The organism is Rossellomorea sp. LJF3 (assembly GCF_037046045.1).
Taxonomy (GTDB): Bacteria; Bacillota; Bacilli; order Bacillales; family Bacillaceae_B; genus Rossellomorea.
The window spans coordinates 19,699-40,840 of sequence record NZ_JBANLY010000004.1 but is presented as its reverse complement, the minus strand read 5'-3'; the positions used below and the strand labels follow the sequence as shown (position 1 = coordinate 40,840).

Sequence of the window (21,142 nt, the reverse complement as noted above, 5' to 3'; positions counted from 1 at the left end):
AGCCGTGAAACTCTCTGAAATTGCTGAATTTACTCAAGGAGCATTTAAAAATCGATTAGAAGACCCGACTTCTGAAGTAGAATTATTGCAAGTTAAACCCCTTTCTTTAAAAGAATTTAACGAAACACTAGGCTTGGCTTATCGGATTTCAAAAGATAGAGATGTTACAATTACTGTTCCCAAAGAAAAATTATCACCTAACCTTTTAACTGATACGAATAGCACTATTCTACATATACATACGCAAAAGGTTGTTTGGTTACCTGAGAAATATACTGGGCTATTGATAACAAATAACTTTATCAAAATACAATTAGTAAGTAATGTAGATGAAGCTTTTTTTGAATGGTACTTTAATGAACATCCATCCATTCAAAAACAGTTAGCGATATTGTGTGAGGGAACCTTCAACTCGTCATTGAAGCTCTCTCACTTAAAAGACTTAGATGTTAATTTACCACCCTACCAACAGCAAATCGCTATTGGGAAAATCGCACAACTTAAAAAGAAGAAAAAATTACTGATGTCTGAAAAAAGTAGATTGCAACAGCTATACATTCAGCATAAACTAATTCAAGGCATAACTACTATAGGGGGAAATAAAAATGACAACCAGTGAAAAACAACGTCAACAACAAGCGGAATTACATAAAAAATTATGGGCCATGGCAAATGATTTAAGAGGCCAAATGGATGCCAGTGAATTTAAAGATTATATTTTAGGGTTGATATTCTACCGCTACCTTTCAGAAAAAGTAGAAGCACGCGCTGACGCATTACTAAAAGAAGATAACATTTCATTTGCAAATGCATGGAAAAACGAAGAATATCGAGAAGGTTTAGCAGAGTACTTAATCGATGAATTAGGCTATGTCGTTGAGCCACAATTTCTTTTCTCACATTTTCTCGAAGAAATTGTGAAAGGAACAAATGGTAACTTTGACGTTGAAATGCTTCAAAATGGAATTAAGGCAATTGAATCTTCTACTTTAGGAACAAGAAGTCAAGATGATTTTCAAAATCTCTTTGATGACATGGATTTATCTTCAACACGATTAGGACGCACAGTAAAAGATCGTACCGGTTTAATCAGTAAAGTAATTGTTAACATTGCAGACATTCCTTTCTTGCAAGATGACGTAGAGATTGATGTATTAGGAGATGCATATGAATATATGATTTCTCAGTTCGCAGCAAATGCAGGAAAAAAAGCTGGAGAATTCTATACACCACAACAAGTCTCTAGAATCTTGGCGAAGATTGTCACTTCTGGTAAATCAGAGATTCGTGATGTATATGACGGGGCATGTGGATCAGGATCATTGCTTCTTCGCGTAGGTAGAGAAACAAAGGTGCATAAATATTATGGACAAGAAAAAGTATCCACAACCTACAACCTAGCTCGAATGAATATGTTACTTCATGATGTTCCATATCAACGCTTTGATATACGAAACGCAGATACTTTAAAAGAGCCACAACATCTGGATCAACGGTTTGAAGCAATCGTTGTGAACCCTCCATACTCAGCAAAATGGAGCGCTGATGACAAATTTAAAGAAGATGAACGATTTAGCGTATATGCTAAATTAGCTCCAAAATCCAAAGCAGACTTCGCGTTTATACAACACTTTATTCATCATTTAGATGAGAACGGGACAATGGCAATTGTATTGCCACATGGTGTTTTATTTCGTGGAGCTGCAGAGTTAGCAATTCGAAAGTATCTGATTGAAGAAAAAAATTATTTAGATGCTGTGATTGGCTTACCAGCAAACATATTTTTTGGAACTAGCATACCAACATGTATTTTGGTATTCAAAAAATGTCGTAAAGATGATGATAACGTATTATTTATAGATGCATCTAATGAATTTGAAAAAGGTAAAAATCAAAACCATCTATCAGATGAACATGTCGATAAAATCATTACTACATACCAAAGTCGTGAACAAGTTGAAAAATATTCGTTCTCTGCAACACTAGAAGAAATTAAAAAAAATGAATATAATCTAAATATTCCACGTTATGTAGATACATTTGAAGAAGAGGAACCCATTGATCTACAAGCTGTATCCAGCCGTCTCAATGAGATTGATCAAGAAATTGAAGAAATTGAACATGAATTGGTCAAATACTTCAGAGAGTTGGGGGTGTAATATATTGAATATACCAAAAATAAGATTTAAAGAATTCACCTCAAAATGGAAAATAAAAGAACTTAAAGAAGTTGTTGAGATTCAGGGGGGAGGAACTCCTTCTACTTCAAATTCAGAGTATTGGAACGGTAATATCCAGTGGTTTACGCCGAGTGAGATTGGTGATAAGAAGTATGTTTCTGAAAGCATCAGAACTATTTCAAGTTTAGGACTAAGAAAAAGTAGTGCTAAACTTTTACCTATTGGAACAATCTTGCTTACTACAAGAGCTTCACTAGGTGATATGTCTATTAACACACAAGAAGTTAGTACTAACCAAGGGTTTCAATCATTAATTTGCAAAGAGAATGTATATAACCAATTCATTTATTATCAACAACCTATTATAAAACAGCATTGTTATACCCACTCAAGTGGATCTACATTCTTAGAGATTAGTAAACATAATTTAGGTAAATGTAAAATTGGCATAACTACTATAAAAGAGCAAAAGAAAATCTCAGATTTTTTATCATTAATTGATGAAAATATTTATAAACTACGTGAAAAAATTAATTTATTGAGAGCACAAAAAAAGGGATATTTACAGAAAATATTTTCTAGGGAACTACGTTTCATGGATGACAATGGGCAAGCTTTTCCCGACTGGCAAACACAGAAACTATCGAACTATTTATTCGAACATAAAATCCGAAACTATGATAATTTTTATTCAAAAGAAGATGTTCTCTCAGTCTCTGGTGAGTACGGTATAGTCAATCAAATAGAATTTCAAGGAAGATCTTTTGCTGGAAAATCCGTAGCAAATTATCATGTAGTTCATACAGGAGATGTTGTTTATACAAAAAGTCCATTAAAGTCTAATCCCTATGGAATTATAAAGTGTAACAAACATGAGACAGGTATAGTTTCTACCCTATACGCTGTTTACTCTTGTAAAGAAACTATGATTGGAGAGTTTTTAGATTATTATTTTGAACTTGATGATCATACAAATTCATACCTTCGACCTTTAGTAAATAAAGGTGCAAAAAATGATATGAAAATAAATAATGAGAATGTACTAAAAGGGGTAATTACAGCACCTATAATTGACGAACAAAGAAAAATAATAAAATTTCTAAAAGCCCTGGATAATAATATTAAGCTGCAAGAGGAAAAATACGATAACTTACTAAAACAAAAGAAATATTTTGTGCAGCACATGTTTATTTAATAAGACAGCACCTTCCAGAATTAATGGAATGGTGCTGTGTTTTTTAGAATTTAAAACCCTAATAATTTCTAATCCAAACATCTAAGTAGCCACATAGCGCATTAGCAAGAATTGAGCTGAGGAATTAAAGAATAAAACTACTCTAAATAATCGCCACCTATCCCTTAGAATTAATCCTTATAAGTCGTATACCAACCCTGCATATAACTTGTAGACTTACTACCGTTTTGAGTAAAGTTAAATTTGATACCCATCTTATTCAATTCTCCCATTAGAATATCTAATTCTTCTCCACCCACTACCCACAAGTTACCACCTTTTTCACGTTGATCAATGACCTTTAACTTTCTTTGCTTTAAATAATTCAGTAAAGAGAAATTTGAAGGTTGATCGTAATCTCCAATGCTTTCATTATCCTCTTCAAACAAGGCAATCTGCTCGAAAGATCCTTTTGATGGCTCAGTAAGTCCAGACAGGTCTAACTTTATTTGTCCATTAGGTACTACGTATTGTTTAATCCTTTCTTTTTCTGTAGTTACAGCCGCAGGTTGAGGCTTCAAATTTACACGTTCAATTTTAGGTCTATTCTCTTTTTGAGTCTTTTGCTCCTCTGAATGTTCTAGTGTGTTAGGTTCTATACCTAACTTCTCTAACTTCTCCCATAGGCTTTCCATTGCAGCCACTCGATCATAATAGAATTGTCTACCCCTAACTCTCCAGAACTTCCAGCCTGCTCGTTCCAGGTCATACTGACGTTGCATATCTTCTTCCCACTTTTCAGGTCCATGCCACCTTTCGCCATCACACTCAATAGCCAGACGGTCTCTGATTCCTTCAATGACAAAGTCAATACGGTACTTACCTACCTTTACTTGTGGTTGGATTTTATATCCTTTGGCCACAATCATACGTAATACATCAACTTCAAATGGAGAATCACATTGCTCTTCTAAGTTCTCTACAATATCGTTTACTCTTGTAGGATTCTTACAATAGCTTAATAACTTGTATCTGTAGCAGTCTTTCTTCAAGTCATCTAAGTCTACTGAGTGATATAACCTCATCTGGTTTTTGGCACGGCTGGCAGCAACGTTGAAGGTCTGTGGTTGATCTTTCTTTGCCATCGCAACAAATCGCCTGTTCCCTGAAACTACCATTGAAAGGAAAACAATATCCCGTTCGTCCCCTTGAAGGCTATAGGCATTTCCACAGATTATTTTTCTTTTCACAAATTCACTTTCTGAAATTTTCTCACGGATTCTATTCTCTATAAGAGCTGCTTGTTTTGTTCCTTGAAGGGTAATCACACCTATTGTTTGATCATTATATTTAGGATCTGAAATGATTGTTTCTATATCTTCTACAATTTTTTCAGCCTCAGGTATGTTTACGAAGTTACTACCTTCTGTTGCATAACCTTCATCTACCTTTATTGCCAGTACTGGAGGGTCAATTTTTTCATTTTCGAAAGGCAGTCTGAGTGGGACCATCTGACCTCCATAACTCAAGTCATTAGAGAATTGAATGATTTCTGGTACACATCTAAAATGCTCTTTTAACATTAACCTTCCGCTCTTAGGGAAAATTTGATCTGCAATTTCATATAGTGAAATCTTATGATCAAATAATCGCTTATTTGGTACTCCCTCTAGATAACGCTGGATTAATTCTTCTATCTCAGAATCCTTTGTGCCAATGCCGTACGGACTAATTTGTTCGTCATCACCAACGACGACAATTTTTTCACCACGTAACAATACCGGAACGGACATGATATCGCACTGGCTGCTTTCATCAAAGATAATGACGTCAAACTTTTCATTGTAGACAGGGAAGTTTTCAATGACTTGATTGACTGGCATAATCCATACAGGAATGGCTGATTGAGCCTTCTCCATTTCCTGGCGGGCATCTGTTAAATAACGCTTGTTGTTACCCGTTCCTTTTCCATAGCGCTTAATAAAGTTTTTCCAAGCTACCAACGCCCTCTTTTGGGTTTCGGTTATTCGAGTAATCTGATTTAACCACGTTGAATTAGACACGATTGAAGTAATCATTTTCTTTTGGTACTCTTGCTCAGCTTTAATATGACCTTCCATACGCTCTGCTTCAACCTCTTGGTTTTCTGTCATCCAATCGTATAATGACTTTAACTCCCAAGCTCTTGAAGGATTATGAGGCATCTCGGCTCCATTCCCCATCAAATCAATGATCATAGCTGCTGTTTGAGGAGCTTGCTGTTCAAGGCGACTTATTAAAGAATGGAACTGCAGTACTTCCTCTTTTGTTCTTCGTAAGGCCGATATTTCAGTCAGAACGGTAGCCCATCTATTTTCATCCTGTACCTGGAGAACCTGTATCAAGGTTTTTATTATTGGATGAGTGTTTTGAACTTTAAGAGCGTTCTCTAGTTTCTCTTCATATAATGAATAGTCATTTTTCCACTCATTATAGTTAAGCACGTCAAAGACGATTCCAGTAATCTTGTATAACTCATGGTAAAAATCATAATCTAGCCAATTCTCATTACTTATATTTAATCGATTAGCAGCTTCTTTAAATTTCACAATTTTATCGGCTAAAGAAATAATCTTTTCAAAATCAGCAATCTTTTTATCAATGGAACTAATAAGACGCTTATCCTCACGATCGATGAATTCACCACTGACTTCATCAAGGTTGGCATTCCAAGTCCTAACCGCTTCCTCTTTCTTCTTCTTCAACAATAAATGCTGCTGAAGTACATCAATTTCTTCTACATTTCTTATAGGCTGCCCATTAATGATCGGAGTTTGCCATAAGTACTTGGCATTCTTCCCTTTAGTGAGACCAAACACAGCATTGGGCTTTTTATTCTGTCTTAATCTTTCGCCCAATACGTATATATCCGCTTCTAATTCGTAATCCGATTTATCCGGTAGATTAATGTCGTAACTAATAATCGAACGGTTAATGGTAGCCATTTCTTTATTCATTGATTCCATTTCCTTGAGGAAAGTAACCCAACGCTCTTTACGCGTATCTCCGGCAAGAAAATCATCAAGAATCTTATGAGATGCAGTATCTTCTGCTAAAAGTTCTTTGTAAGCAAGAATAGCTGACAGCTGCTCTTTTATCGTTTGAGCATACTCTTTCTCAATAGGGAAGCGGACCTTGTCTGTATGAACAATAGCCGTATCATTCTTATGTTTTAAATCTCTTCCAAGATTTAACCACTGTTTCATTTCTTCAGGACTTTTTAGAAAGTCGGTTTCAGGAAGGATAGATTCCTTTAGATATAAGTCTTCTTTTTTCAATCTTCCTCTTAGCTCCCATAAGGATAGAAACTCTTCATCCGAAATGGGAAGATCAGTGTTGAGTTGTATTTTGTCCAAGATCCACTTGTAGTCTAAAGGCTCTTCAATTAACATTTTAGCGGCATCTGCCTTCGTCGTTACATTGCCTTTATGCTCGATTTCTGTCCTTTCGCTCTTGCTGTATTCTAAGAGTTGATTCTTGAGTTTGGCTTCTTTTCTTCTGCTTTTATCTAAACCTTCTTTACTTCGAGCGATTTCAGCTTCTAACTTTTCTGTGGAAGCATTTCCAAGTTTTTCGGATATGGTACGGATTGATTTTTCAATCTCTCTCAGCGAATCCCTTCCACCTCCGAGTACTGGAACACACAAGTCACGAATTTCTTCTGGAATTTTATCTTTTAATACCTTTAAAGGGTTCTCTTTTTGACTTGTGATCAATACTTTTTTTCCATGAGCCAGTAAATGAGACACAATGTTAGCGATTGTATGGGTTTTCCCCGTCCCTGGAGGACCTTGAACAGTAAGACCATAATTTGTCGCTAACCTTCTTGCGATATCCTTTTGCTCCTCATTCGCTGCTAAAGGAAAATACAAATCGGTACCTACTTCATCCCATTTCAGGTTATGAACAGTTTCTTCGTTAATTTGATTACCTACAATGGAATCAATTGTTGCTGGTACTGGATAATCTTCCTCCTGCATCAATTCGATAATCTGCTCCAAATCATTCTTCAATACTTGATTATCTTTTTTCCTAAGAAGAATGACATACTCGTCTACATGACCTACCGCATTTTTTGTAGGAAGTAATGCTTCTCCTTTACCTGAAGTTCTACCTCCAGCATCCACTAATTGCATAAATTGACTCGAAAGATCTTTCACATCTTCTTCTAAAACATCCTTGTACCTGGCTAATCTTCCAATGTTCTGAATGCCTTCCATATTAGGAAGTGATATTCCACTTAAAATGTTAAGTTCGAGCTTATACCCTTGATTTGTTGGTTTAACAGTAATAACACCTTTATCAGTATCAAGCTCAATATCCAATTTCGTTGTAAACAGGGGATGCTGAATGGTGCCAACCTCATGTTTCCAAGTAAATAACGTCTCACCTAGAAGGAGTTCAAGTCCTTCTCCTTCCCTTTGAAAATCTTGATGGATTCTAAAGAATAATTCATAAAGAGACTGAACTTTCTTTATCCTTGTTACTTCTTTTGCCCAATCATGCCATTCAGTTTTCCACTCACTAAAAAGCTTTACTCTTGTAGTGTCATCCTCAAATTTCACTTCCACTTTCTCGTCGCCTTTTAATACAACTTTAGGATCAGGCATTTGTGGATGTTGATTTTCTTTATTATAAGGATATGTAATCCACTCTTTAATCTTTTTATCTGGTTGTGGCGGGGTTAATACATCTGTGGTTATTTTCTGCCTATGAATCTCTAAAACTGCTTCCTCATCTTTCCCGTCACCAAAAAGAAATACATCCTCCCCATATTCCTCCAAGGATTTATTATTCCAACTTTTATCATATTCGGTATAATCCCGAATCACATTAAAACGCAAATTATTAACGGCCAATAAATATTCAAATAACTGTCTCGCCTTGTCGTTCACTTACAAACACCTCTTTATCATTTCTAATAGTAAATATATCACAATTGTATGTTTGGGAAATTAAGTTAATGAGGGTGGAATACATTTCCTAATTAAATATGCTGTATCTTCTATTTTAATTATAAAGTGGAGCCTTACTAAAAATTCGGACTGCAGGTAAGATGTGTTCAACATAAAAAATCACCCCACCATTTTTGATGGAATGATTTTTTATGATTAATACCTTATTAGTAATCGTACAATAAAAGCGCCTAATTCCTGTTCTGATTGAAACTTAATGAATAACCATAGTGATTATTTACTAAAGGATGATAACTCTTCAATATATGAGGAATACATATCCTTATTAGAACTATGGACTAATTTTAAGTGCTTAATAAGGTGCTTCTTCATTGAGTTTCGATCAAATGATAACAATTCTTTTCCAAGCTCTTTATATTTAACCTTTTTGCGTACCCCGCTAAAATTCTCCATTTGAATTATCACTTCCGCTTCCCTCATCTCAAAAAAACTAAGAGCACACGCAAACAATCCATAATAATATTTAAGCTGTATTAATCGTTTTCTATCACTCCTACTAAATACACCAGTTCTCTTACTCGTCCTTATAATGTCATCTAATAAAAAATAAACAACAGCATGTTTATCAATCTCTGCTCTGCTTCCCCATCCATCTTCATAATATTCATATCCTATTAACCCTTCATATACTTTTAGAACAGTTGGAGAAGCATATTTAATTTTTTCTTTCAGTTCACTTAATGCAATCTCCAGCAAATCACCTTCTATCACTTTATGATGGACGTCGTGGAGTTTTCTTGGATTAGTTTTTATATGCATGTAAGTCGATATCGGAGCTATAATATTTACGTATAAATCTTGATACTTTTGCATGAATTCCTTCTTTTTTTCTCTCTTGTTAGTTAAATAATGAGAAATAAGCTGGGCTAGAATTGCAGCCAAGAACGTACCTAAGACAGTAAATATAATATAAATTGGAATTTCGTATAAAATGACAGGCTTATTAATAGAGCTTAAAGAAAAATAATTAACCAACCACATTTCTATATCCCCCTACTTCAACAATCTTTATCTCTTTTTTTCTTTGAATAAATTTTTATTTTGAAGTTTAGGATCTGAACCCTCAGCACGGAAACCTTGCAAAAATTCCCCACATAAAGCAAATTTATTATAAGGTCAGTTCCTAATTACGATATCGGAGTTTCTACTTCTACAATATGCCGTTCGATTATTTAGGAGAAGGGGAGTCTATTATAAATTTTATATGTAACAACTCTATTAATTACTTCTTAACTTTCGTTAAATCAGTCTGTTATGTTGTTACAACTTGCCTCCTACACCATCAGTTTTATCTTCTTCAACAAATACAAATAGGTCATTAGGCGTTACGTTCAACACCTTGCATGCCTTTTCAATTAACTCACCAGGGAATCTCGTCATAGTACCGTGGTACATCTGCCGGCAGGATTCAAAACGGAAGTCCGCCATTCTAGAAAACTCTCTTATCGTAATACGCCTGTCATCAAGTATTTCCTTTAGATTAGACTTCAGCATCTTAGATGTCCTCCTTTTGTTTTTTTTCAGCTAAATACTACACTCTCACACAAACTATACTCTGGGAAACCATGGCTACTTTCTTCTCAATTAAGTTCCTCTTAAAAACACATAAACCAATACCCCGACTCATCCACCTTACAAAACGCATGCCTCTCATCTTGTTTTCCATCCGGATGAAACCAGAAGGTACTCACTTTTTCCATCTCTGTTTCTACATCCCAATACCGATAGACCATTAAGACACTTGACTGCTGCTGACGATTTTTCTCCACAACAAGATTGTTCAAATAATCAATTCTTCCCTCAGATTCTATGTATTGAATACCAATTACATGAGTAGGGACACAGCCTTCTTCCGTTTCGGAAAACAACTTCTCTACTGTTTCGACATCTTTCCCCCACACACTCTCTCGCTCCAGATGCAAATCCAAAGAGACATACTCTTCCTCACTGATTCGTTTATCCCACTTCCACCAAGCCAGGTCCATGGGACGGGACCGCCCCTTCACCTTATCCATTTTCCTATCTTCAATAAAAACCTCGAAACCAAGCATCTCTCCCAAACTGGCAAAATAGTCGATTTCTCTTTTAGTAAACATCGAACGATTATGATTAACAGACAAATTTAGCCTTCTATAATTTCTTACGTAGCCTTCAAAGAATTGCATTAGATTGAAAAAATTTTTGGGATATTCCTTGTTCAGTACATACTTAGGATTGATTCTAACTACTTCATTTAGATAATGCTTCTTCCAATAATAATTATCTCTATTATGGTTGTTGTTACATAAACTAGTGAACTCATCCCCAACGCCTTCATTCTCAAAGATAAAATAATCCCTTTGTTTCTGGTTACTGAGCATACTCATAAGGGAGAATCCATACGTTGCATAATTTTCTACATCCGCAGTTCCTCTAGGTATGAGTTCAGTAATTTCTTTTATAGTAAACGATTTGTTAATATCTAACCGATTGTCCTCGATCTTCTTCAATAAACTCACAAATAATTTATCTGCGTTTACCTTAGCTTGTATATCCACAGTAGAAAACAGGCGATATCCGCTGCAAACCCAATCAAAGTTGTTCAATGTTTTTCCCCCAATTACTTTTTACTTTTAATAAGCCTTAATCCCAAACATCAACAACTTCTTAGGCAAAATATCATCTAAGTTCTGGATATCCGCGTCATTCAGCTCAATTAAATTAAATCCATATTTATGATAGATGCGTAATTTTTCTTGTTTTCTTGCTGCATATTTCGGGTCGTTTTCCATTCCCCAATATTCTATGTACACTTTACCGACGGGCAGGTAGAAATCCGTGTATACATCTTCTTCTACAGGCAACTTTCTTTCGTACGCATGGGCAATTTCTGACATGTATAGCCAATTATCAATTAACATTTCTGCTCTAGACCTGACATAATGTCCATCAGTTGCCCTATGTTTGGCTTCAAACTTTTCTCTAAACTCTAAAGGGTTGTGTTGGGCAAAATCTGATTTCTCTTCCGTCCCATTCCCTTGAAGCTCCTTCATCGTTTCTACTAACCTTCTGTTCTGCAATATGCTGTTTGGCCAGTTTACATACGGGACTCCTGTTTTATCGTATTCAAGCTGTTTTCCACCCAAACTTAAACCAAGCTTTGTTACTGTCCAACCTTTTAGACCCTTCTGAACAAAGCCTAACTCCGATAGGATTGGATTCATTTTAAGTTTTGAAATCCCGAAGTGTTTACTTATGGCAGTAGAATTTATAAGTACATCAAGACTATCGGCTTTAAACATACTATGATCTCTTATATCTTCCTTCCAAGCAATATACTCCCCCACTCTTGGAAGTTTTTTTATGGTGCCCCCTATCTGCTTTCCCTTTTCAGTTAGCACCCAATAATCATCCACTCTGTTAATGAACCCATTTGCAAGGAAAATATTAAACATATCTTTAACATTTATTTTTAATTCCTTTGAAAGTGCAGTGGTAGAAACATATTTCACTTTACCCGTTGTACTCATGTCATCCCCCATTTTCAATAATCTGCTAATTATATAGTACTTCTTAAGTGTCGATAGAACAATAGATATAGAGAGATCCTCTTTCGCAAAGATATTGAAGGTTACAAGAGGCGACTTCTTCTAAACCTCTCACTCAAACCTTCTCAAACACTCCACAATAACCCCCTGCCGATCTTTATGCACCTCATGATCACTCCCCTCCGCAATCACCAGCTCTCCCTTACTCGATAACCCAGCCAACTCCACCTGTAGCTCCCTCCACGCTCTCTCATGCAGGATTGCTTCTGCCTCTGGTATTCCATGTTCAACATAAGGCTTGGCTGAAAGCTCTTGATCTCTTGCTATCACGATCAGTGGAATGTCCGGAAATGCTTCTCCGGATTTGATTTCGTCCCGGCTAGTGGACCAGTTCTCAAACTCTTCCGCCACCGTTTTGTAGAAATGAGGAGTCGTCATGAACTCTTCATAATCAGCCGCTTCTTTTTCGGTAAGATAGCCCTTACTTTCTTCTTTACTCTCCTTAAATTTTTCCTTTAACTCATTCTTGGATTTCGTTGATGTTTCCTTGTTGGCTTCTATCAATTTTTCTAAAGAGATCATGGAATACATGAACGGCAGATCCAGATCATAAAGGCGGTGGAAATTATGTGACTTAGAGTCGATCAAAAGGACTCCATCCAGTTTTTCAGGATACATTCGTGCATATTGTTGAGCACAGAGTCCGCCAAAGGAATTCCCGACTAACAGAAACCGATCAAGTTGCAACTTTTCAATAAGCACATGAAGCTCCCTCGCAATATTGGCGGTGGTCCTTCGATGCATGGGGGTCGCACTTTTTCCATAACCGGCCCGATGGTACAGGATGATCGTATACTCTTTCTTGATGGTGTTGATGAATGGCAGCCAGCTGTAGAACGAATTCCCGATCCCCGTTTCAAGGACAAGAATCCGTTTCCCTTCTCCTATGATGAGATATTCAAGGTCGATATCGTGCATTTTCACCCTCCTGACGTTCAATTTTTATGTAGAATTATGTAATATTATGGTAAAATAAAAGGAGTATTCTACTAGTATCAAATGAAACGAGGAACCACTTATGCCTATAGCTGAAAGAGACTACTGGAATGATAACCGGTATCGACCTAAAAGCAAGAAAGCTCCCAAATGGTCATGGGGAGTCATCGGATTCATCCTCCTGGCGTTGTTCGCAAGCGGGTTACCAATGAAGATCTACAACGAAATCACCATCCAACAGGAACAAAAGATACGAAGTTATCTACAGGAGCGCGAACAATATTTCAGTTCCAGTGACCAAAGCTTCAAGCAGCTGATGACCAAGCTCAACGCTTCTAACGGTAATCTTTCATCCCTGACAATCGACATCAACGAAACCAATACGACGCTCACTCAAAATTATCAGAAGCTCATCGACTTGAATCCTCCCCACGATTTCATGGAGCTGCACGACAAAACCATCGAACTATACGTCATCAAACAAGCAGCCGTCGATTATCTCATATCGTCTGTGAATGCCAACTCCTATCATTCTGAAATACTCTCTACTTATATAGAAGAAAGTAATCGAAAAATGAGTGAATTGCGACCACTTATGATTGAGGGATTGCAGAAAGCTGAACTGCGCTATCGTATTGAGCAGGATGGGACGTTGACGTATTGGGTGAAGGATCATTATGCACGGAGTTTGGAGTGATGGTGATGCGAAGGTCCGTCCCCATAAGTCTTAAGACCTACACGAAAGTCCACCTTAGGCTCATTCTCAACAATGGCTTTACTCTATAAACTTAGTACATACGGTATATATGAATGAGGAGAGTGGAGATAGTGGCGAGGAATGTTTATTTGATTCATGGTTTAATGGGAACGGGAGAAATGCATTTTAAGGAGAAATTAGGTCCTTTACGAGAGGAATACACTGTTATTCCAATTGATTTGCCGGATAGTTAATCGGGGACGGTTCCGATTTGACTTTTGCAAAAATGGTAAAATTACATTATCAGATTGACACTACCACACCAATATGTCTACTTAATTAGTGCAAATAGTAAGAGCCCCTGTGGCGGACATTTTAGTATCAAGTTAATAAGTGATAGAATAAAACACCTCTTTTTGAGTTTTTATTTTGAGTTTGGCCGTTTTTTCTTTTATAGACCTATTACCTAAGATAATGAACCATACAAAAACCCTCTTGAATATTAGTCACCACCCGAAGGTATGCTCACTAATTATAAAGAGGGCCTAGTTGTAAACGGCTGGTCATTTCTTGTCACTAGAAATAGATTGTCATTGGTGATCCATTTCACTGACCGTATTCATTTCCATATTCATGAAAAAAGTCAAATCGGATCCGTCCCCATTTAACCCAGAGGATAATACTAAGTTCTCTATAACTATATTTTTATATTTATAAAAAACTTTCACTCTTCTTAAGCCATAATCTTATTTAGACCAATATTACACACCGTAAAAATGGAATATATTAGATTTCACGCTCACTTTTATATTTCATCATGTATAATACTACATAATTATATTTTCAAAAATCAGAAAATCGAATAGGAGGATTCCATGGACTATATATTTATTGATGAAAAAGGACCACAAGAGACAATTAGGATTACGACTCCCTATAATGAAGAGAAGAAAATTAAGTTAGGAAATGATAACATGAACGTTTATGTTGCTAACTTAATCAAAATAAACGAGAAACACCTTCATGAAATTGAGAAGAAATACAAAATGTTAGAAAAAAATTACATGTCTTCTAGGAATTTTCGTGACAAGGATAGAGAATTAAAAGGAAAAGATATTTTAGATAAGCATTTCGAGTATGGAATTGCTAGCCTTAAAGGACATGAAATAAATTTTTATAGTTCATTATTTGAAATACTCCTTGAAAATCAAGTTGATAATTTATTATTTTCAATAAATAAAATGTCTCTAGTTGCAGACAAAAGATTGTCAGACTGGATACTTAAATTAGAAGAAAAAAGGTTTATAGGATCTGTAAAGCTTTTAAAATATTCTATTGTTAAGTATTTACATATCGAAGCTAGCGAGAGTGTGATTCAATCCTTTTTTGACCCTAATAAGAAAAATAGAGAAGTTCTTACAGAGATTCAGAAAGATATGAAAGCATTCGTTGATAAGAACAAGCATATTCAAAGAATGAAAGTTCAAATACAGAATTACACGGAAACAATCGAAACAATTAGGAAAACAAAACATTTGATTCAAGAAACTCCTTTTGATTTAGTCTCCTTTGATTGGAACAAGGTGTCATTTGATCTTGACTTGTGGATTACGGAAATGGACCATGCTAATAAAGCTAGCGTGCAGTCTACAGAACTTATTCTTGATGAAGGGATACCTTTAGAACCATTCAAAAAGCTAGGTTTTTTATCTATAAAAGAAAATGAAGATTCTGCAGTAAATGTTGGACTTCGCATTTGCGATGTTCTTGTAGTAATTTCCGGAAAGTATTTTTCAAAATTAGAGATTGATGTCAGATATAATAAAGAACAGCCTGAAAACAGGAGGCTTTTGCATAGTGAGTGGTTTAAATTAAATGAAGAGCAATTTGAATTAATAAAAAAAATGAATATGTTTCTTTTCCCTAAAAATTCAACCTACTGTTATATCGTCGATACTTATTTTGATGATGGACTGTTATTCGAAACATTTTTTAGATATATAAGTTCATATGGGAATTTCATTGATTATAATAAGCATTTAGAATCACACGTAGACCAACATTTCGAATATTTCGCAAGGCAACTTAATTTTAAATATCATTTAGCAGTTGAAAACGATTTAATGACTAGAAAGATATATGGGAGTACACTTTCTGGTATAAAAGCTGGAACGGTCCGTCCTATATGAATAAACTATTGAGCAAACTCCTTCTTGAAAGGCGTTAGGCTCAAATAAAAAAGGGTTTATTTTGGTGCCTACATTTCTCACTAAAGAGAGACCTTTTAAAAGTGTAGAAGCGCGAAATCCATTCCAGACTCTCCTTTAAATCCTACACCTTTGGAATAGAAACCATCCCTTAAATACTTCATGTTTTAAATTTAGATATACTTATATAATATGGGTCTATTCTTTTGATATATAGTAAACTAACCATTACTAGAAAGGGTGAAAATCATTAAAGTATTATTTTGGAACATCAAAAATAACCCTAGAATAATTCCTACTGTTTCACAGATATGTAATGAACATAAAATTAATGTATTGATTTTATGCGAAGTAAATAAAGTAGATCATGAACTTATAAAAAAGAGCCTGAAAAGAGTAGATCTCAATTTTGAAGTAGAAATGCCCTTACCTAAAAATAGAACAATGCTATTTCACAACATAGGTAAGAGAATAACAAAATATCATGATGGAACTTTTTATTCTGCTTTTAAACTTAAATATAAGTCTTCTCTAATCATGATTGTTTCATTACACTTACCTAGTAATCTCCATATTTCAGAAAACGATATAGGTGCTCAAGCATCCTTAATCAAGAGAGAAATTGAAATATATGAAAATAAGTTAGGAATTAACAAAACCATTGTAGTAGGTGACTTTAATTTAAATCCCTTTTCTGAGGTAATGGTTTCAGCACACGGTTTTAATGCTGTAATGGATAAAAATACAGCAATGAAGATTCAAAGAACAGTGTATAGAGAAAAATATTCATATTTTTATAATCCGATGTGGACTCTACATGGAAACTTTAATAATGAGGTTTTAGGCACATATTATTACCATAGTAAACCAACAAGTTACGTTTGGAATATGTTTGACCAAGTAATTATTCGTCCTGATCTTATTGAAATTTTTGATTTTAATGAACTAGAAATTATACATAAAATAAGCGAAGATAATTCTCTTCTCAAACCAAGCGGTAGACCAAATGCTACTTTGTTTTCAGACCACTTACCAATAAAATTCGCTCTACAATAGGAGGATATTTATGAAAGATTTATGGGGATTCAATAAGTTAACTAAAAATGATATTAAATCATTACCTCAAGGGATATTAAAAGAACAGGCTGAATTATTTGAAAAGAAAACTGATGATATGCTTTTTCTTAAGACACCAACTAGAAGTTTGAAATATAAAGTTGATGAGAAATATGGATTAGCTACAAATTTTGAGATAGTAGCACCATATTTAGATGGATATTCATATACCTTGTTCACTATGTACTCTAGTCCTGAAAATGATTATCCAGTTGCACTTGCATTCGATGCTGATGATATTGATGGTCCCTTTGCAAGTTCTGATTATGAATGCAAAAATGAAACTCAATTTTTAGAAAAACTTCAAGAAATTCTTAGCTCTCAAGACACTATAAATATTATTAAAAGTTTATATTCAAAGAGCATTATCAATGGAAAAGACGAGGGTCTCCCATTTTAATAGAATAATTTTCATCCCTGCAAACCCTATAGCCCCACCATGTATTGATGAGACGGGGCTTTTTTGATTGTATAAAATATTCACAACGTCATTCCACTCGTTAATCATTAACTATTTACCCCCAGCCCCCAAATACACCACCCACGTAACAGAAAGCACTGGGACGGGCCCAGATATTCAAATACACCATTTATCTCACCAACACCCCCAGGTGGTCAAATTCACATAAACACATGGAGAGTTCTGATGTTTACTATCAATATAAAAAAGCACGAGATCTATGCCCGTGCTTCCACATGATTATTTCCCCTCAAATTTCTGCATTCTTTCTACCAAATCCAAATCTACCTCTTCATTATTTAAGTACTTATACTCAAAATACTCTATTCTTGCTGTCGGACCAAACTCGCTTTCATGCCAATTTGTATAATCAAAATGCACATTCAACTTACCTGCATCATTGACTAATAGAGTGACTGAAAACCAAGGTTCTTGGTCGTTTTCAATAAATACCTGTTGAAGTTTTACGGTTAGTTCAAACAAGTTATGAAGTTCTTCGTCATACGTATCCTCATCTATTTGGTATAAGTCTGGTATGTCGTGTGAATAAACTGCACTTTCATTTTTATCAACAGGAGTAAAAAAGAAGAATACCCCACCCTCTTTGTCCTTAACTTCTCCATTAAAATAAAACTCTTGCCATTCAACTGGGATCATATTATTAACACATTGAGCTATCTGTTCATAAAGTCTATTTAATTCTATTTCAAAACTCATTTTCTTTAACCTCCTGATTTATTTAATATTTTTAGCCTGACTTGTCGCTTTCCTTCGATTTTATATTTTATAATAAATGAATCTGGTCGCAATGAATTATTCGAATAAATTGGACTAATATTAACTGAGACTTTCTTAGGAGGCACCTCTCTTAATGCTTTAACCCATTCAGTCTCCATATCAAACCAAACTCCACCACTTCTGTTAATCTGGCTGTTTTGTGGTACAAGATTATCAATATCAGGAGGTCCATTAAACTGAGCTCCTATTAAGTGACCGCCATCATCATCCGGTAATCTATCTTTTCCACCCACATTTGCTTGTGCATATTTATTTCTATCAGCCTTTTTCAACACTAGTTCAGGTGCTTCAACACTAACAATACGTCCAAATTCATCAGTAATATATTTATAATCATCATTTGTTACATACTTAGTATTGGGGAGTAGTTGTTTCTTTCCGTTCTTACCTTTAATTATATGCTTCCCGAAGTCAATTTCTTTAACTTCATTGAAACCATTACTTTTAACCGTTCCCTCATTCTCACCCCGTCTAACCCAATCCTTCCCAGACACCACCACATGCCCATCCTCATTTAACAACACCTTCCCCATCCTGGAGAAAGCCTCTGTCTGTGCCACCCTCGAAACCGGACCGGCAACCACTTTTTGATACGTATTCTCCATCACCGATCTCACTTTCTTCGGATTTAAGACGTTTTTCGTTTTCCTGAATAGCTCTTGAAGATGTCCGGAAAAAGCGTTCAGTCCCAATGCCCTTTTTCCAGTTCGGGAAGAAAGTAGCTGATGAGCGGTGTCCTCTACTTTTCCAAAGGTGCTTTTCACTCCATCGTGGATGAAGGATTTGATTTTGGCTGTCGTCATGACGTTGTAGGGAACGTCGGTCTTGGAGCTCACTTTGCCGGCTTTGCCCATCTTGCCGACTTTGTCTACGCCTTTTGCTCCGAAAATGGATGCGGCGATATAGGTTCCCGCATAGGAAAAGTACCTTGCCCTGCTTCGCACATCTCCGTTGACGACTTCTTCTTCAAAGGATTGTTTCAGGTCATTCCATATGTACTTCGCCGTGTCGATGGGGTGAAGGACGGTATGAATGATGCCTTTGAAGAATCCGATGGGATCGGTGAACAGGGCGATGAGCGTGTCGACGAGATCGCTCACAATATCGACGATCGCAAAAAGGGCTCCTTCCACGGTCCCAAGAAACTCGGATAATTTATTTTTGGCCATGGCCGATGTAAACTCGGATAGTTTGGATAAAAACGATGAGTCTTCCTGATGAGCCTTCTTCTCTATTATACCAAGCTTTCCTTTTTGAAAAACAGTTTGGAGCCGAGCGATTTGCTGCGTCATGGTGTGGACCTGTTCTTCGAGGGGCGCAAGGGAAGCCGTTTGAGTATGGTCGAACTCATGCAGCTTTCGGAGGCTGCGTTCTTTTTCCTCCTGGGCATGGGTCACCTGCTGTAAAAACGACCAGTCCTGGATTCTTGGCACCGATACGATGTCTGATACACTTCTGATGGTCGAATTGGCTTCCCCTGTCAATTCCACCGTTGTCCGCCGTGCACGGTGAAGACCTTCTTCCACTTCGTTGTCCAGAAAGCTCTGTCTCATAAACCCGTCAGGTGAAGGCTCCACGTGATCTAGAGCCTCCTTCATCTGCCGGATGACGGATTGATAGTCGGATAAAAACAACTGGTATTGTTCCAGCATGGGAAGGTGCTGACTCCTGTAGAAGTCCCGGATCGCATTCCCACCCTCCCCCTTGAACGCCTCATCCAGATTAACCACTTCCTGAACGGCTCTTTCAATCTGCTCTACCTGATCTCTCTGGGAAGACAGGGTTTCCTCTATCTCCTTTATTCCATGTTGAAAGCCGTCAACATCCAGTATTTTCATAGAATGCCTCCTTTACCGGCTCAAGGTCATGGCAGAAGAAAGAGTACGATCGGTTTCTTCCATGCCTTCTACAGAAAGTTGAGTGGCCGCCTGGTTTTCCATCAAAAGCTGCTGATAGCTCTCCAACATCTTCTGGCATTGCTCATTGAGTTCATTTAGCTTGTTAATGACCTCCAGTTCGTTCGCCCCGCCAATCTGCCTTGGATACGTCGTATTCCAAGCGTCAATCGTCTGACGAAGCTTGGAGAGCGCCCTCTCCGTCTCGTTGTACTGAATCTTGATTTCAGTGTGCATGTGATCGGTCCTTTCTCTATGAATATCTCCACTAACATCCTATAAAATTCCAATTCATAGAATATCGTACCATCGTTTCTGTGGGCATTCTATTATGAACCCAGGTTTTTCTATAAATAGGAAAATACTCATAATTCTTAAGTAGCGCTAAAGTAGATTTAAAGAAGCATGGGGACGGTTCTGTTGCTTCTCTTATAATAGAAAAAGGAAGCACGAGAACCGTCCCCGTGCTTCCTTCCGTCACTCTGTATTAACTTTTCGAAGCTCCCAGGCAATATGGGCACTTTCCTCTAATTCTTCTAATGCAAAAAATGCTTCCATGATACCTTTTCCGGGTACTACTGGGCCGTGATGGCTCAACAACCATCCATCACTTGCATGTACGTGTTTATCAAACTCGCGGAACAATTCTTGACTACCGGGTTGTTCATAAGGAATTAAACCAACGGTTCCCAGCTTCATTTTCAAGTATGGAGTATGGTCCGGCACACAATCCGATTCATTCAGGCCAGGCAGACAACTCCAAAGTACACTATACGTGCTGTGAACATGAAGAACTGCACCAGCATCAGGCTTTGCTTTGTATACCGACAAATGTAATGGCCATTCTTTGCTTGGTTTTATGTCACCATATTGCCTTCCATCCATTTCCAGTATAGCAAACTCCTCGTGTTTAAGAGTTCCAAAGCAAGTTCCCGTAGCCGTCACATACATTTTGCCCTCGTGGAGAAAACTTAGGTTTGCAACACTCCCCGTTGCTTTCCCGCGTTGAAAGAGACTTTGGGCCACCCAAATGGCATCCTTTATCTTCTTATCTACTGATTGATCCATATTTTCCAC

General features: G+C 36.6%; 17 protein-coding genes. 7 read left to right on the top strand and 10 right to left on the bottom strand.

Translation table 11 applies throughout. The features are described 5' to 3' along the window. Nucleotides 1-4 precede the first annotated feature (4 nt). Genes V8G47_RS05490 through V8G47_RS05480 form a run of 3 tightly spaced genes read left to right on the top strand, consistent with a single transcriptional unit; the run spans nt 5 to nt 3,375 of the window. Nucleotides 5-619, top strand: a complete 615-nt coding sequence (locus V8G47_RS05490) for a restriction endonuclease subunit S (RefSeq protein WP_336199211.1) — start codon at nt 5-7, stop codon at nt 617-619. After that, nucleotides 606-2,159 carry a type I restriction-modification system subunit M gene (locus tag V8G47_RS05485; RefSeq protein ID WP_336199210.1) on the top strand — a complete coding sequence of 518 codons (1,554 nt, stop codon included), beginning with the start codon at nt 606-608 and terminating at the stop codon, nt 2,157-2,159. The genes V8G47_RS05490 and V8G47_RS05485 overlap by 14 nt, the downstream gene beginning before the upstream one ends. After that, on the top strand, nt 2,122-3,375 hold the full coding sequence (locus tag V8G47_RS05480) for a restriction endonuclease subunit S (RefSeq protein ID WP_336199209.1): 1,254 nt from the start codon (nt 2,122-2,124) through the stop codon (nt 3,373-3,375). Before V8G47_RS05485 ends, V8G47_RS05480 begins: the two co-directional genes overlap by 38 nt. A 170-nt stretch (nt 3,376-3,545) precedes the next feature. Here V8G47_RS05480 and V8G47_RS05475 read toward each other — a convergent pair whose 3' ends face one another. From V8G47_RS05475 to V8G47_RS05450, 6 genes are all read right to left on the bottom strand, one after another. Beyond that, nucleotides 3,546-8,288 (bottom strand): AAA domain-containing protein, encoded by a 4,743-nt coding sequence (locus tag V8G47_RS05475; protein WP_336199208.1) that lies wholly within the window; start codon nt 8,286-8,288, stop codon nt 3,546-3,548. Between the two features lie 294 nt (nt 8,289-8,582). Continuing rightward, a complete protein-coding gene (locus V8G47_RS05470) occupies nt 8,583-9,350 on the bottom strand; it encodes a hypothetical protein (protein ID WP_336199207.1) in 768 nt (255 codons plus the stop codon). Between the two features lie 279 nt (nt 9,351-9,629). After that, nucleotides 9,630-9,863 (bottom strand): helix-turn-helix domain-containing protein, encoded by a 234-nt coding sequence (locus V8G47_RS05465; RefSeq protein WP_336199206.1) that lies wholly within the window; start codon nt 9,861-9,863, stop codon nt 9,630-9,632. A 101-nt stretch (nt 9,864-9,964) separates the two neighbouring features. Continuing rightward, on the bottom strand, nt 9,965-10,954 hold the full coding sequence (locus V8G47_RS05460) for a hypothetical protein (protein ID WP_336199205.1): 990 nt from the start codon (nt 10,952-10,954) through the stop codon (nt 9,965-9,967). A 27-nt stretch (nt 10,955-10,981) separates the two neighbouring features. Then, the gene (locus tag V8G47_RS05455; protein WP_336199204.1) at nt 10,982-11,878 is read right to left on the bottom strand and encodes a glycerol kinase; all 897 of its coding nucleotides are present in this window, start codon (nt 11,876-11,878) and stop codon (nt 10,982-10,984) included. 129 nt (nt 11,879-12,007) lie between these two features. Next, nucleotides 12,008-12,874, bottom strand: a complete 867-nt coding sequence (locus V8G47_RS05450) for an alpha/beta hydrolase (RefSeq protein ID WP_336199203.1) — start codon at nt 12,872-12,874, stop codon at nt 12,008-12,010. Nucleotides 12,875-12,974: 100 nt separating this feature from the next. Here V8G47_RS05450 and V8G47_RS05445 point away from each other — a divergent pair, with 100 nt between their 5' ends. The 4 genes from V8G47_RS05445 to V8G47_RS05430 all read left to right on the top strand — a co-directional run bounded on the left by V8G47_RS05445 (nt 12,975) and on the right by V8G47_RS05430 (nt 17,312). Continuing rightward, nucleotides 12,975-13,589 carry a hypothetical protein gene (locus V8G47_RS05445; protein WP_336199202.1) on the top strand — a complete coding sequence of 205 codons (615 nt, stop codon included), beginning with the start codon at nt 12,975-12,977 and terminating at the stop codon, nt 13,587-13,589. Nucleotides 13,590-14,464: 875 nt separating this feature from the next. Beyond that, entirely contained in the window at nt 14,465-15,778 is a 1,314-nt protein-coding gene (locus V8G47_RS05440; RefSeq protein ID WP_336199201.1) for a hypothetical protein, read from the top strand. A gap of 258 nt (nt 15,779-16,036) precedes the next feature. After that, nucleotides 16,037-16,852 carry a hypothetical protein gene (locus V8G47_RS05435; RefSeq protein ID WP_336199200.1) on the top strand — a complete coding sequence of 272 codons (816 nt, stop codon included), beginning with the start codon at nt 16,037-16,039 and terminating at the stop codon, nt 16,850-16,852. 10 nt (nt 16,853-16,862) lie between these two features. After that, nucleotides 16,863-17,312, top strand: coding sequence for a hypothetical protein (locus V8G47_RS05430; RefSeq protein ID WP_336199199.1), 450 nt, complete (start codon nt 16,863-16,865; stop codon nt 17,310-17,312). A 300-nt stretch (nt 17,313-17,612) separates the two neighbouring features. Here V8G47_RS05430 and V8G47_RS05425 read toward each other — a convergent pair whose 3' ends face one another. From V8G47_RS05425 to V8G47_RS05410, 4 genes are all read right to left on the bottom strand, one after another. Then, nucleotides 17,613-18,089 carry an immunity protein YezG family protein gene (locus tag V8G47_RS05425; protein WP_336199198.1) on the bottom strand — a complete coding sequence of 159 codons (477 nt, stop codon included), beginning with the start codon at nt 18,087-18,089 and terminating at the stop codon, nt 17,613-17,615. A gap of 5 nt (nt 18,090-18,094) precedes the next feature. Beyond that, complete coding sequence (locus tag V8G47_RS05420; RefSeq protein WP_336199197.1) at nt 18,095-20,008, bottom strand: T7SS effector LXG polymorphic toxin; 1,914 nt, start codon at nt 20,006-20,008, stop codon at nt 18,095-18,097. Nucleotides 20,009-20,020: 12 nt separating this feature from the next. After that, nucleotides 20,021-20,302: a YwqI/YxiC family protein gene (locus V8G47_RS05415; RefSeq protein ID WP_336199196.1), complete on the bottom strand. Its 282-nt coding sequence runs from the start codon at nt 20,300-20,302 to the stop codon at nt 20,021-20,023. A gap of 240 nt (nt 20,303-20,542) precedes the next feature. Beyond that, a complete protein-coding gene (locus V8G47_RS05410; protein ID WP_336199195.1) occupies nt 20,543-21,133 on the bottom strand; it encodes a class II aldolase/adducin family protein in 591 nt (196 codons plus the stop codon). Between the last annotated feature and the right edge of the window lie 9 nt (nt 21,134-21,142).